This is a genomic window from Mycobacterium sp. URHB0021, assembly GCF_054057895.1.
In genome coordinates this window covers 926707-939574 of sequence record NZ_JBSRZT010000002.1, presented here as the reverse complement: position 1 = coordinate 939574, position 12868 = coordinate 926707, and the positions used below count along the sequence as shown (strand labels likewise).

The following is a 12868-nucleotide window of genomic DNA, read 5'->3' as shown; positions in this document are numbered from 1 at the left end:
AACGCGCTCGTGTCGGCGCAGGCCAAACCCCAGGCATCGTACCGGGGCATAGGCGCGGCCGCTGTAAAGCGCCCTGACCAGCGCATTCGGGTCGGACGCCGGCCGCCACTCTTACGTTTTTCTTAATGTTAAGCGACCGGTTGTCGCAGGCCAAATCGGGTCCGGTCACATGTCAGCCATGATTTGGATGCGGGGCGTTATCGATCACACCCTGCGCCCAGCCCAGTGTCCACTGCGTGGCGGTCTGACCGTCGAGATTCCAGAACTCCGGCGTGGCGTACAAGGCGTGCACCGGCTGGCCGCCCCCGCCGCTGAGCACCTCGATCGTCCGCGGCAGCTGGGTGATGTTGAACGCCGACTCGGGCGCCGCGCAGATCAGATCGCCTCTGGCGCAGATCTCGTTGGTGCGGTCGTTGAGCGTCCCGAACCCGCCCGGACGCGGACCGGTCATCGTCAGACCCAGCATCGACAGCGTCGGCACCTCTTGAAGCGTGATCTCGGCGCCCTGGCCGTCGGGGTTGGGGCCGATGTCCTGGCCCACGTTGTCCTGGCGGCGCCCGTCCGCGATCGCCGTCACACCGAGCAGGAGATCCTCGTCGATCGGACCGCGCCCGTTCCCGACATCGCTGGCGATGTCGCCGGCGATGACCGCGCCCTGCGAGAAACCGACCAGCACGTAACTGGTCAGCGGGCACCGGTTGTTCATGTCCGTCATGGCCTTCACCGCGGTGCGGGTGCCCTCGGCCCGGCTGTCGTTGTAGGACATCTGGCCATCCGCCGACAGCGGATTGTGGAACTGCGCGGTGTAGGGAACGGTGTAGATCTCCAGCCGGTCCGTGCCGAACTGCGCGCGGATCGGGTTGGTGACGTTCAGCAGAAGCGCCAGCGGGAACTGCACCGGATTTAACGGGTCGAGATTCACCGACGACTCCCACGTGCCGGGGATCGAAATCAGCTGCACGTCGGGACAGCTGGCGTCCTGGAAGTCCGGGCGCGGCTTCTTCGTCGTCGGCACCGAGGTGGGCGGCACCGCGCTCGGCGGAAGCGCGGTGGGCGGAGTCTCGGGCGCGCGCAACACGACGATGACGATCGCCACGATGAGGACGACAACGAGCGCCATCGCCCCGGCTGCGACGAGCGCGAGAATGCGATGACGTTTCCGTCGATTGGTCTTCGGCATGGATTCTGTGTGCTCCTCGCGTGCGCAGCGCTAGCAGAGTTTGTCGGTCGCGATGCGAATGTAGTCGGCCGTCGCGGAATTCACCGCAGCCGTCGCCGGCGTCATCGAGCGCATGCCCGAGCCGCGCACATCGTTACGCACCATGGGTAGCACGAAGTCCCATACGGCCTGATCGCTCTGCTTGGCAGCGCGCGCCTGGCACACATAGGAGCCGATGCTCAGCGCGAGTAGATCCGTCGACGGCTTGACGCCGGCCGCAGCGAGCGCGTCGAGGTACGAGCGCTGCTGCGGCGTGACGATCAAGGCGTTCGGCTGCGCTTCCGGTTGCGGCGGACCCGGCGGCTGTGCGGGAGACTGCCCGTGCGCCGGGGCAGTCTCGGAGGTGGGCATTCCGATGGTCGCCATCACGTCGTCGCCGAGGGAACATCCGGTGAGCAGTGTGGTCGCCGACGCCACTATCAGTGACGTTGCCGACCAACCCCGGACGTGACGCATCCCTCCAAGGTACCGGCTACCTCGGTGCGGTCCCGTCGGCCGGAATCGTGCGTTGGCTACTTGATCGTGGCAACCAGCTCACCGGACATCGCGGCCAGCTGAGGGCCCCAAGTGCCCCAGTCGTGGTTACCACCGGCGGAGAAATCGAAGTGCCCGTTGTGGCCGCCGACCGACCGGTAATGCTGATAGAACGCGCGGTTGCTGCCCTGCGCCTGATCGCAATAGCCGATCATCGCTGCGGGGTCGCTGCACGTCATGTTCGACGGACTGAACACCCACAGCCGGGTGTTGTTGTCGGCCAGGAGCTGAATGTGGACGTCGGGGTCGTGCCACTTCCAGCGGCCCAACTGTGGCAGGCCCCACATATTGCGGATGTCCACGCCGCCGTACTGCGCCAGCCCGGCCGTGATCGCGCCGTTCATCGTGGTGTTCGACGGGGTGAGGAAGCCGGACAGCGAGCCGGCGTAGCGGTAGCGGTCCGGATGGAAGGTGGCCATCATCATCGCGCCGGTGCCACCCTGGGCCGCTCCGATGATGCCGTGCCCGCCGGGCGCCAGCCCCTTGTTGGCCGCCAGCCAGTCGGGCAGCTCGCTGGACAGGAACGTCTCCCACTGGCGGCTGCCGTCCTGCTCCCAGTTGGTGTAGAGGCTCCACGCGCCGCTCGCGGGCGCGGCCACCGAGATACCCTTGCCGGCAAGGGTATTCATCGCATTACCGGCAGTCACCCAGTTACTGACGGGATCGCCCGCGTTGAACGCGTCGAGCAGGACGACGGCATGCGGGCCACCGCCCTGGAAGGCGACCGGGATATCGCGTCCCATGGCCGCCGACGGCACCATGAGGAATTCGGGTTCGGCGTTGGCGACGGCCGGCACCGCCGACCACAGCCCGCCGGCGAGCATCACCGTGAAGATCGCTCTCAACAACCCACGCATCTACCCGCCTCACGTCGTCTGGCTTGCCCCGCGCAGGTAGTGAATCACATCGGCGTCACGCGCGACGCCGGAAATGGTCGCCGGACGGCCGACGGCGGCGACCCCCGTGGGGACGCCGCCGTCGACTGTCGAGACGTGTTATGCGGTGGGCGTCGCGCCCAGCACCCGCTGGATGTCCGGCTTCATCTGCTGAAGCTGCCCACCCCAGTAGGGCCAGTCGTGCACACCGTTGGACGGGAAGTTGAACACACCGTTCTTACCGCCGGCGGCGATGTAGTTCTCCTGGAACGTCTTGTTCGTCCTGAGCGTGAAGCCCTCGAGGAACTTGGCGTTGAACAGGTTGCCCGCGCTGACGCCCGCGCTGAGGTCCGACGGCGTGCCGTTACCGCAGTAGACCCAGATACGGGTGTTGTTGGCGACCAGTTGACCGATGTTGACCATCGGGTCGTTGCGCTTCCACGCGGGATCACTCGACGGGCCCCACATGTCCTCGGTCTTGAAGCCGCCCGCGTCCCCCATCGACAGGCCGACCAGCATCGGCCACCAGCCCTCGGACAGGTTCAGGAAGCCCGACAGCGAGCCCGCGTACTGAAACTGATTCGGGTGGTAGATGGCCAGCGTCAGGGCGGCGGAACCGGCCATCGACAGGCCGACCGCGGCGTTGCTGCTGGCGTTGACGCCCTTTTCGGACGCCAGATAGCTCGGCAGCTCGCTGGTCAGGAAGGTCTCCCACTTGTAGGTCTGGCAACCCGCCTTGCCGCACGCCGGCTTGTACCAGTCGCTGTAGAAGCTGGACTGTCCACCGACCGGCATGATCACCGACAGGCCGGAGTTCAGGTACCACTCGAACGCCGCCGTGTTGATGTCCCAGCCGTTGAAGTCATCCTGCGCGCGCAGGCCGTCGAGCAGGTAGACACCCGGGGAGTTGGGGCCACCGCTCTGGAATTGGACCTTGATGTCGTGACCCATCCCGGCCGACGGCACCTCCAGGTACTCCACCGGCAGGCCCGGACGTGAAAAAGCCCCCGCAGTCGCCGAGCCGCCGACGACGCCGATCAGGGCGGGCAACACGGCGGCCACCAGGGCCGCGATCGTGAGCCGACGCGCCCAGGCGCCGCGCACTCTCCCAACGAAAGTCATGCTTCTACCTATCCCATCTGTCGATTGCGCACCCAGGATCCGAGGGTCCCCCGGCTTGCGTGCCCGTGTAGTCAACCACATATCCCAGAAATTTCTCTCTTCAGAACGTGTCCTCCCAGGTTGAACGCTATTTGTTGATAGTCGCGATCAGGTCAGGTTTCAGCGCCTGCAGCTGAGCACCCCAGTACGGCCAGGCGTGGTTGCCTGCGGCCGGAAACTCGAAGGTGGCATTGCTACCGCCGGCGTTGCGGTACGCCTGCTGGAAATCCTTGTTGCTCTTGATCGCCATCGACTCCAGACCGGTGGCGTTGAATGCCTGGTTCGGGTCGGCGCCCTCGTCCAGCGGCGTGGTACCGCCTGGCGCACAATAGATCCAGAGCCTGGTTCCGTTGCCCACGAGGCGCGCCACCTGCTGCGTCGGATCGTTGCGCCGCCACGCGCCGTCCCACGGTGGACCCCACATGTTGTCGACGTTGAAGCCGCCCGCGTCGAGCATGGCGACGCGGATCGCCTGCTGCATGACGAGCGTCGAGGGGTTCAGGAAGCCCGACAGCGAAGCGGCGTAGCTGAACTGGGCGGGGTGGTACGCCGACAGGATCAGTGCGGCACCACCCGACATGGACAGGCCGACGATGCCGTTGCCGGTCGTCGAGACTTGCTTGTTGGCGGCCAGCCACTGCGGAAGTTCGTTGGTGAGAAAGGTTTCCCACTTGTAGGTGAAGGTCTGGTTGTTGAAGCTCGATGGCGAATACCAGTCGGTGTAGAAGCTGGACTGGCCGCCGACGGGCATCACCACGGAGACGCCGGACTGGTAGAACCACTCGAACGCCGCGGTGTTGATGTCCCAGCCGCTGTAGTCGTCCTGCGCCCGCAGGCCGTCGAGCAGGTAGACAGCCTTACCGCCTCCGGATTTGGATGTCGGCGCCGGCGCGCCTCCGGAGTTGGATGTCGGCGCCGGCGCGCCTCCGGCCGCTTGATATTCGACCCGGACGTTTCTCCCCATCGCCGTCGAGTAGACGTCGAGGTATTCGACCGGAAGCCCTTCGCGCGAGAAGGCGTTCGCGGTCGGCGCTTCGAGGACCGTGGCGCCCAGGGCGGGCAGCATCACCGCGGCCGCCGCCACCACGAGCACGCGGCGAAGCCGGATGCGCGCAGTGTTGACCGCCGATGTCGTCGACATCTGTTGTTTTACCGTCCGTTCATCGGTCCGACGCCACGCGGACGGCGGATCGTTCAGATCGGATATCGCCTCGCAATGACCGCGGCGTTACCGTCACGGCCCCGTTGCCGGCATGCCAGTGTAAGGGGCGGCCGACGGAGCGGGCACATCCAGGCCACAGCGGGCGAGCTCGTAGCGCGGCACGCGGTCGATCCGGTACTTCGTGAACTCGTAGGCGTTAAAGAAGTTCGAGACGAAGTGACGCAGCCCCATCGGTTCACGAACAGAGTTCAGCATCGCGTCGGTCGCGGGGCATTTCAGCGCGGCCTCGGCCTGGGCGATCCAGTCCCGGTCCAGATACGGCGGGATGAACGGCGGGATCTTGAGGAACGGCCCCTCGGCAACGGCCCAGTCGGGGAAGAGGTTCTTGTCATGTCCGATCCGGCCGTCCTCGAGCCGGGCCGTATGTTGCGCCAGCGGGTTGGCCAATCCGATCTGGTCGATCACCCGCACATCCAATCCGACGTTCATGCCGAGCATGCCCAGGTTGGTGAAAAACACTGTGTGCGGGCCCTTTCGGTGCTTATTCGCATCCGGTGGTGCGCCGGGAGGCGGCGGCGGCGGTGGCACCGCCGGCACCACGTCCCACACGTCGTAATTGCCCGACGGCAGCAACAACGCGCCGTCGGGGGTGTTGTCGAGCGCGGTGAGCACCGCCCGCATCCGCGGATAGTCGAGATAGTCGGCAGCGGTCAGCGGATGCGCATGACCGGTTGCCTGCGAGTAGAACCGGCGCTCGTCGACGATGCCCGAGTAGGTGACGCGCGTGGCATCGGCGCCCATGCCCGGCGAGTTGGCCGCCCACAGCGCCCATCCCGCCACCGCCAGCCACAGCACGCCGGTGGCGCCGACGAACAGATAGCCGGCACCGCGCGCCATGCGCGCTCCGTCCGGCAACACGACGGGAATCACCGCGACCGGTGCGAGCAGGCAGAACAATGGGGCCAGCAGAACCCGGCCGTGCATGAAGTCGCCACCCTGGCGGATCCAGTAGATCGCCTGAAGCAGTCCGCTGACGAGCATGAAAAGCACTACGGCAGCCGGACTTTGCACCATGCGGGCCAACCGGCCGTACCCGCGGACGGGCTGGCGGTGGGTCCACCACGGCTTCCCGCGGGTGATCAGCACCATGATCCCGAGCCCGCCGAGCAGGATCGCGGGCGCCCACAGCAGGTAGGGGTGATTGAAGTTGCCCAGGTAGATGAAGCCCTGCGCCCATTTCGAACCCGAGGCATCCTTGGCCAGCGCGGTGCCGGGGAACAACAGGCCGTAGTAACCCATCCGGAAGATCTGATAGGCCACCGGCACCAGGCCACCGGCGGCGACGATCAGGCCGCGCCGCCGCCAGCCGCGCGCCGCGACCAGCATCATGACGAGCGCGAGACCGCCGATCAGCGCGAGCTCCGGGCGCACCAGCACGCTGAGGCCCGCGACGAAAGCCACTGTCGCGTCGAAAAATCGGCTGACGACGTTCTGCGGTGGCGCGGTGACCACCTGTGCGGCAGCCGGCGCCCTGCGGATGGCCGGCGGGGCGCCACGACGGGGCGGCTGCTCCCGCGCCGGGGTGGCGTGCAGGGCCTGCGACCAGCTGACCATCAGCCACCACAGCAGGCCCAGATAGGCCAGCACCAGGCCATTTTCGAGACCCGACGTGGCGAAGTCCCTGGCCGGCGGGATGGCGATGTACACCAGCGCACCGGCCGGCAGCAGCAGCGCCCTGGTGCCCCGCAGGCGGGGGGCGTAGAGCCTGCCTGTGCCCAGCATGGCCAGTACCATGCCCAGCACGCTGAGCGTCAGCGCGAGCACCAGTGCCACGTACTCCAAGCGCACCGGACCACCGATCCAGCCGCCGAGATAGACCAGGAACGTCCAGATCGTCGACGTGTTCGCCTCGACCCGTTCCCCTTCGTTGAACACCGGGCCGTTGCCGGCCAGCAGGTTTCGCACGGTACGCAGGACGATGAGGCCGTCGTCGGCGATCCAGCGTCTCTGCCAGGCGCCCCACCCGAACAACACCGCAACGACCAGTGTGCTCGCCCACAGGCTCAGCCGGACAGTGACGTCGTAGGGAAACGCCGGCCACCGGGCCAGCCGCCCAACGACCGCGCCGCTCACCCTGTCAACTGAGGAAGACGGCGGCACCGATGGTTCCGATCCATGCCACGGCCAACAGCTGCAGCACTCGGTCCTTCAATGCGATGTCCTCCGGCTCGCCGGCCAGACCGCCGTCGACATCGACGGCGTACCGAAGGATCGCGATCGTGAACGGGATCATGGTGACCGCGTACCAGGACGCGTTGGCGCCGTCGCGTTCGAAGGCCCACAACCCGTAACAGACCACCGTCGCGGTAGCCGAAAGTGTCCAGACGAACCGCAGATACGTGGAGGTATAGCTTTCCAGCGACTTCCGGATCTTGGCGCCGGTGCGTTCGGCCAGCTGCAGTTCGGCATAGCGCTTGCCCGCCACCATGAACAGCGATGCGAACGTCATCACCAGCAGGAACCACTGCGACAGCGGGATCGCGGCCGCCACGCCGCCGGCGATGGCCCTGATCAGGTATGCGGACGAGACGATGCAGATATCCAGCACCGCTTGGTGTTTCAGCCCGAAGCAGTAGGCGAGCTGCATGGCGATGTAGACCGCGATGACCACCGTCAGGTTCGGCGTCGCGATCAGGGCGACACCGAGTGCGGCGGCCGCGAGCACCGCCGACACGCAGTAGGCCAGCCACGCGGGTACCACGCCCGCGGCGATCGGCCGGAACCGCTTGGTCGGATGTGCGCGATCGGCCTCGACGTCGCGGGCGTCGTTGACGAGATACACCGACGAAGCGGCCAGCGAGAAGGCTACGAAGGCGATCGCGACCTTGACCGCGACTTCGCGGTAGTCATAGTGGATGTTGCTGCCGAAGGCGGCCACCGGTGCGATCAGCACCAGCAGGTTCTTCACCCACTGGCGGGGCCGGACCGCCTTGATCAGCCCGCTGACGAGGTTGCGCGGGGGGCCCTTGACCGGTTGTGGCTCGGTCGTCTTCTGCGCGCTGGACGGACTGCTTTCACTCGAGAGGCTCATGAGACTCCTTCGGCGCGGTCGGCGACCGCGCCGACCCCCTTCGCCACGGCCGCTCCGACCATGACGCCGGTGAGTACGTCGGTCGGGTAATGCACGCCGAGCACCAAGCGGGACAGCGCCATCGGTGGCACCAGCAACAGCGGCAGCGGCAGACCGGTGACGCGGGCCAGCAGCATCGAAGCCGCCGTGGTCGAGGTGGCGTGCGCCGACGGGAAACTCAGTCGGCTCGGAGTGCCGACGTTCACCGCGACGGCCGGGTGGTGCGGGCGCTCCCGGCGGATGATCCGTTTGATCAGCACGGCGGCGGCATGGGCCAGGAATGCGCCGACGCCGACGGCCAGCCACGCCGGGCGCCTGGCCGGTTGCAGTAGCGCGCCCAGCACCGCCACCGTCACCCAGCCGATGCTGTGCTCGCCGAAGTGCGACAGCGCCCGAGCGCCCGCAAGCACGCCGGGCCGGTCCGCGAGCGCCGACTGCACAGCCACCAGCGCAGCCTCCTCTCTGCGGTGGGCCCACGCGCGAAGCGCAGGGGAGTCCTCAGCCATTGGCGGGTGACGATTCCAGTAACACGGTCTCCCACTTCTGTTTACTGGACAGCGTCGGCAGTGCCTCGCGGTAGACCTTGCGCAGGCGGTTGAACTTGCGCGCCAGCCGGATTTGGCGCCGCAGCGACTCCCGAAGCAGCGCAAACATTTTCGCGCGGTCACGCTGCCGGTAGACGACACCGCGGCCGTCGGCCGTGGTGACGGTGACACCGTCGACGTTGCACAGCGAGAACCACCGGGCGTCCTGGGTGGCGACGTTGATCTGCGGACGCAGATGGTGCGCGGGATCGTGTGCCTTGAGTTGGTGCGCGACGCCTCGACCCAGCCGGAACGAGATCGAGAGCGGGTTGGTGGGGATCCTCACCTGCTTGCGCCAGCGCTTGTCCGACGGAGTCGGGAGCGCCGTCGCACTCGGCAGCACCACCGCGTCGGGATAGCTCTGCCGCATCTTGCGCACGTCGGGCAGCGCGGATTCCAGGATCGAGAAGATGTGCTCAGGCCCCGCGAGGAAGTCGTCCATCGCCTTGTTCTGGATGGCGACCGTCGAATACTCGAGGCAGAGCAGGTGTTTACACGTCGCCTTGAAGTGGCTCGCAATCAGGCCGGTGACGTTGCCGTCCCAGTGCATGGCCGCCACCACCAGCCGGTTGCGGAGGTGGAAGTACGCCTGCCAGTCGATGGCGTCGTCCTTGTCGCTCCAGGCCATGTGCCAGATCGCGGCGCCGGGGAGCGTGACGGTCGGATAGCCGTGCTCGCCGGCACGCAGGCCGTAGTCCGCGTCGTCCCATTTGATGAACAGCGGCAGCGGCTGGCCCAGCTCCTCGGCGACCTGCCGCGGGATCATGCACATCCACCACCCGTTGTAGTCGACGTCGATGCGGCGGTGCAGCAGCCTGCTGTGGTACTCGTCTTCGTCGTTGAGCGGATACTTCGCGAAGTTGTGGTCGTACTCCGTGTTGACCGCGTTCGTCCACATGAAGTTGTCCGAATCGACCATCTCGCCCATGACGTGCAGGTGGCTCGGTTCCTGCAGGTTGAGCATCTGGCCGCCGACGAGGGTCGGCGTCTTGGCGAACCGGTTCAACGCGAGCGCCCGCAGGATCGAGTCCGGCTCGATGCGGATGTCGTCGTCCATGAACAGGATCTGTTCGCAGTCGGTGTTCTTCAGGGCCTCGTACATCACCCGGCTGTAACCGCCCGAGCCGCCGAGGTTGGGCTGGTCGTGGATCGTCAGCCGATTGCCGAGGGGAGCGGCGGCGGCCTCGAAGCCAGGATGGTCCTTGGCCTTGCCGGTGCCCTGGTCGGATACGATCACGGCGCCGATCACCTTGTCCACCAACGGGTCCGAGGTGAGTGCGGCCAGCGCGCTGACACAGTCCGCGGGACGGTTGAACGTCGGGATGCCCACCGCGACGCTGGCGCGTCCCGGTGCGGGCACCGGCGCGTACCAGCCGGCGCTGTGCAGCGTCACGCTGGTGTCGGTGGTGATGTCGAACCAGATCCAGCCGCCGTCCTCGAATGGGTCGAGGCCGACCTCGAATTCGACCACGGCGGGGTCGTTCGAGTCGCCGCTGGACACGGGTCCGCCGCCGACGGTGATCCGCGCGCCGGTGGCCTTGGACCGGTACACGTCGACGCGCGCGGTGCCGGTCAACTCGATGCGTAGCACCACGGATTCCAACGTCGACCACCGCCGCCAATAGCTCGCGGGGAACGCGTTGAAGTACGTCGCGAACGACACCTCCGATTCAGCACCGATCTCCAACGTGGTGCGGTTCGGCGGATGCGCCCTGCGGGCGTTGGTCTCCGATTCCTCTATGTAGAGCTTGCGGACGTCGAGCGGCTCACCGGGGCGCGGCAGGATGATGCGGGCAAGCAGGCTGGCGGCCCTCGAATTTCCGGAGTCCAGTGCGCCGGTCGGGATGTCGCTCATGCTGTGGTGCTTTCTGTGTTGTCGCCGAGCGGGGCACCGTCGCGGAGGTGCGGCGCGAGCGTGTTGTCGTACATGTTCAGCGCGCTTGCGATGGCCATGTGCATGTCCAGGTACTGGTAGGTCCCCAATCGACCGCCGAACAGGACCTTCGCCGATGCGGTTTCGGCCCTGGCCCTGGCCCGGTACGCGGCGAGCAGGGCACGGTCGGCTTCGGTGTTGATCGGATAGTAAGGCTCGTCGTCGTCATCGGCGAACCGCGAGAACTCGCGCATGATCACCGTCTTATCGGTCGGGTAAGCCCGTTCCGGGTGGAAGTGCCGGAACTCGTGAATGCGGGTGTAGGGCACGTCCGGGTCGTTGTAATTCATCACCGGAGCGCCCTGGAAGTCGCCGGTTTCGAGGACCTCCACCTCGAAATCCAGTGTGCGCCAGCCCAACCGTCCCTCGGAGTAGTCGAAGTAGCGGTCCAGCGGGCCGGTGTAGACCACGGGGGCATCGGGGCTTTCGGCGCGCAATGCGTCGCCCACATCGAACCAGTCGGTGTCCAGCCGCACCTCGATGCGCTCGTCGGCGGCCATGTTCTTCAGCCACGCGGTGTAGCCGTCGACCGGCAGGCCCTCGTAGGTGTCGTTGAAATACCGGTTGTCAAACGTGTAGCGCACCGGCAACCGGGTGATGTTGGACGCGGGCAGTTCCTTGGGATCGGTCTGCCATTGCTTGGCGGTGTAGTGCTTGAAGAACGCCTCGTACAGCGGGCGCCCGATCAGCGAGATCGCCTTCTCCTCGAAATTCTGCGCGTCGGCGGTTTCGATCTCGGCGGCCTGCTCCTTGATCAGCTGGCGCGCCTCGTCGGGGGTGTAGTACTTGCCGAAGAACTGCGCGACCAGGCCGAGCCCCATCGGAAGCGGGTAGGCCTGGCCGTTGTGCAGCCCGAAGACGCGGTGCTGGTAGCCGGTGAAGTCGGTGAACTGCCGCACGTAGTCCCACACCCGCTGGTTGCTGGTGTGGAAGAGGTGGGCACCGTACTTGTGCACCTCGATACCGGTCTGCGGCTCAGGCTCGGAGTAGGCGTTCCCACCGATGTGCGGTCGCCGGTCGAGGACGAGGACCCGCTTGTTCAGCTGCGTCGCCACACGCTCGGCAACCGTCAGACCGAAGAATCCGGAACCGACGACAAAGAGGTCAAAACGAGCGGTCATCGGCAGCAAGGGTATCCGACTGTGGCGTCCCTTCCCGACTTGCCCGCAGCGGGTCGCCCCGGGAGAAGGTCGCAATTGGCTCACGATTCCGCATCGTCACTCTAGACCCACTAGTCACATCAGTACCATCAATCACGTCAGTAACTACGGGGACTGGATACTCACCAGCCCACCTACCAGACGTAGTCCATGTATTGAGGAGACTTCCGTGCCGAACCGACGTCGACGCCGGCTCTCGACAGCCATGAGCACAGTCGCCGCCCTGGCAGTCGCGAGTCCAATTGCAATAACCGCCGTGTCCGAACTGTCCCACAGCGCCAGTCAGCCCGCACCGCAGCATCGCCAATTCGTCCAGGCCTCGATGGTCACCGACCTGCCCAACGAGCTGATGTCCGCGTTGTCGCAGGGCTTGTCGCAATTCGGCATCAACCTGCCCCCAATGCCGACGAGCCTGCTCACCGGTTCGGGCGGGGGCATGCCCACGACGCTGACGTCGCCGGGCCTGGGTAGCTCGCCCCTGGCCACACCGGGTCTCGGACTCCCGTCATCACCCACCGGCCTGACCGACCCCGCGCTGACCAACCCGGCGCTGACGAATCCGGCGCTGACCAGCCCGACCGGCTTGCCTGGCCTCGGCACCACCCCGCCGGCCGCCGCCGCCGCGACGCCGACGCTTCCGGGACTGACGACACCGGCGACGCCGGGCCTGACCACTCCGTCGGTTCCAGGGCTGACCACGCCGTCGGTGACGGATCCGACGGCGGCGGCCCTGAGCCCGATCTCGAACGCCACGGGCCTGCCCAGCCCCGGCGAGGTGCCGATCTCGTCACCGATCGGCCTGGACCCGACCGCGGGCACCTATCCGATTCTCGGCGGCGACCCGTCCCTGTCCGGAATACCGGGCAGCACCGGCAGCCCCGGTCTGCTCGGTGATCTGGGCAGCGCGGCCAACCAACTCGGGGCCGGCCAGGCGATCGACCTGCTCAAGGGCGTGCTGATGCCCGCGATCATGTCGGCGATGAAGCCGCCGGGCGCCCCCGCGGCCGCCGCGGCCGCTGCTGCACCCGCGGCCGCCGCCCCGATCACCCAGGCGGCGGGCACGGCGCCGGAAGTGAACCCCACCCCGTCATCCTGAGTCCTGTTGCGAGA

The 12868-nt window shown here is 66.9% G+C and carries 11 protein-coding genes; 1 reads left to right on the top strand and 10 read right to left on the bottom strand.

Features of this window, described 5'->3' with window-relative positions; all coding sequences use genetic code 11:
* Window positions 1-172: 172 nt before the first annotated feature.
* The 10 genes from culp6 to glf form a co-directional block, all read right to left on the bottom strand.
* Window positions 173-1180, bottom strand: coding sequence for a carboxylesterase Culp6 (gene culp6 / locus ACVWWN_RS06740; RefSeq protein ID WP_457143203.1), 1008 nt, complete (start codon window positions 1178-1180; stop codon window positions 173-175).
* A 30-nt stretch (window positions 1181-1210) separates the two neighbouring features.
* On the bottom strand, window positions 1211-1675 hold the full coding sequence (locus ACVWWN_RS06735) for a DUF732 domain-containing protein (RefSeq protein WP_457143202.1): 465 nt from the start codon (window positions 1673-1675) through the stop codon (window positions 1211-1213).
* Between the two features lie 56 nt (window positions 1676-1731).
* On the bottom strand, window positions 1732-2610 hold the full coding sequence (locus ACVWWN_RS06730; protein WP_457143201.1) for an alpha/beta hydrolase-fold protein: 879 nt from the start codon (window positions 2608-2610) through the stop codon (window positions 1732-1734).
* A 138-nt stretch (window positions 2611-2748) separates the two neighbouring features.
* Window positions 2749-3750: an esterase family protein gene (locus ACVWWN_RS06725; protein WP_457143200.1), complete on the bottom strand. Its 1002-nt coding sequence runs from the start codon at window positions 3748-3750 to the stop codon at window positions 2749-2751.
* 127 nt (window positions 3751-3877) lie between these two features.
* Window positions 3878-4930 (bottom strand): alpha/beta hydrolase, encoded by a 1053-nt coding sequence (locus tag ACVWWN_RS06720; RefSeq protein ID WP_457143199.1) that lies wholly within the window; start codon window positions 4928-4930, stop codon window positions 3878-3880.
* A 93-nt stretch (window positions 4931-5023) separates the two neighbouring features.
* Window positions 5024-7111 (bottom strand): flagellar motor control protein ZomB, encoded by a 2088-nt coding sequence (gene zomB / locus ACVWWN_RS06715; RefSeq protein ID WP_457143198.1) that lies wholly within the window; start codon window positions 7109-7111, stop codon window positions 5024-5026.
* A complete protein-coding gene (locus ACVWWN_RS06710; RefSeq protein ID WP_457143197.1) occupies window positions 7089-8042 on the bottom strand; it encodes a decaprenyl-phosphate phosphoribosyltransferase in 954 nt (317 codons plus the stop codon). The genes zomB and ACVWWN_RS06710 overlap by 23 nt, the downstream gene beginning before the upstream one ends.
* Window positions 8039-8587 (bottom strand): phosphatase PAP2 family protein, encoded by a 549-nt coding sequence (locus ACVWWN_RS06705; protein ID WP_457143196.1) that lies wholly within the window; start codon window positions 8585-8587, stop codon window positions 8039-8041. The genes ACVWWN_RS06710 and ACVWWN_RS06705 overlap by 4 nt, the downstream gene beginning before the upstream one ends.
* Window positions 8580-10520, bottom strand: coding sequence for a glycosyltransferase (locus ACVWWN_RS06700; RefSeq protein ID WP_457143195.1), 1941 nt, complete (start codon window positions 10518-10520; stop codon window positions 8580-8582). The genes ACVWWN_RS06705 and ACVWWN_RS06700 overlap by 8 nt, the downstream gene beginning before the upstream one ends.
* Window positions 10517-11728 carry a UDP-galactopyranose mutase gene (gene glf, locus ACVWWN_RS06695; protein ID WP_457143194.1) on the bottom strand — a complete coding sequence of 404 codons (1212 nt, stop codon included), beginning with the start codon at window positions 11726-11728 and terminating at the stop codon, window positions 10517-10519. Before glf ends, ACVWWN_RS06700 begins: the two co-directional genes overlap by 4 nt.
* A gap of 199 nt (window positions 11729-11927) precedes the next feature.
* Between glf and ACVWWN_RS06690 the strand changes: the two genes are divergently transcribed.
* Window positions 11928-12854, top strand: coding sequence for a hypothetical protein (locus ACVWWN_RS06690; protein ID WP_457143193.1), 927 nt, complete (start codon window positions 11928-11930; stop codon window positions 12852-12854).
* The last annotated feature ends 14 nt before the right edge of the window (window positions 12855-12868 follow it).